Raw genomic sequence first — 1,168 nt, 5'->3', positions numbered from 1 at the left:
ACTTCAAATTTAGTGTTTATGGCACAATGCTTTAGGTTTGGGGAAAGGCGTTGTTCACCCCTTAATTGGGCGTTATGCGTAATCGATGGACCACGGAGTATTAGATGGAAGTAGTAGAAGCGGAAAAATCGGATTTAGATTCATTCTTTGTGTATCTTGAAAATCAGCTGTCTGAAAATGGTAATGGAGAAGTTCCTCTTTTTCAACCAATGTCCAGAGAGCAAAGTGAAGTTCCAGAAGCAACAAAAGATAAGTTTATCCAAGGATTTTCCCATCACTTTGGCGATTTAGGTTGGAGAAAGCTCTGGGTTGTAAAAGACACCTCTGGAAGTATCAAAGGTCACATTGATCTTCGCCACCACGGTGATGATAGCCGTTCTCATCGAGTTCTACTTGGTATGGGCGTAGATGTTTCTTGCAGGAAGCAAGGTATTGGTCAACGACTCATTGATGCGGTTATAAATTTCTGCCAAGAAAAAGCCGAAATTGACTGGCTTGATCTTTGTGTACTATCAGAGAATTTCCCAGCGAAGAACCTCTACCTAAAAGCAGGGTTCGATGTTGTTGGAGAGTTCAAAGATCAATATAGAATCGACGGTTTGTCAGTCTCGGAAACAGCAATGACAAAGTACGTCAAAAATTACGCATAACAAAGCATTTAAGAGTGATTCGTAACGCTTGGCAGTTTCGCTTCGCTCAAGTATAGCCAAGCGCTACTCACACCTTAATGCGGCGTTATGTACTTTGGAGAAAATATGGAAGTTGTTACTACTGAAAAACACGTCTCAGAATATCCCAATCCGTTTTATTTGAAGCAAGGTGACAGAGTAGCTCTAGGTACAATTGACGACGAGTTTCCCAACTGGATCTTTATAACCAGTGTCGAAGGGGAGCAGGGTTGGGCTCCAGTTCAATATATCGAGAAGATTGAAGGAAGCTCTGAAGGTATCTTGCTTGAAGACTATGACAATGTTGAGCTTAATACTGTCATTGGTGAAAAACTATCAGTGCTATTCGAACTCAATGAGTGGTATCGAGTTTCGAGGTCAACGGGTGAAATTGGTTGGGTACCAGTGCGCTCGGTACAACGTACATAACAAGCAATTTAAGAGGGATTCACAACGCTTGGCACTTTTGCTTCTACTTCAGTTTTAGTGTTTATGGCACA

Annotated in this window: 2 protein-coding genes; both read left to right on the top strand. The window is 41.7% G+C overall.

The genetic code is table 11. The features are described from left to right. Positions 1-104 precede the first annotated feature (104 nt). Positions 105-650, top strand: a complete 546-nt coding sequence (locus ACHUFZ_RS21230; RefSeq protein WP_134837608.1) for a GNAT family N-acetyltransferase — start codon at positions 105-107, stop codon at positions 648-650. 105 nt (positions 651-755) lie between these two features. Further along, positions 756-1,097, top strand: coding sequence for an SH3 domain-containing protein (locus ACHUFZ_RS21225; protein ID WP_394128713.1), 342 nt, complete (start codon positions 756-758; stop codon positions 1,095-1,097). Positions 1,098-1,168: the final 71 nt, after the last annotated feature.

The sequence above is a fragment of the Vibrio hepatarius genome, from assembly GCF_043642085.1.
GTDB lineage: Bacteria > Pseudomonadota > Gammaproteobacteria > Enterobacterales > Vibrionaceae > Vibrio > Vibrio hepatarius_C.
This window is presented reverse-complemented; position numbering and strand designations above follow the sequence as displayed.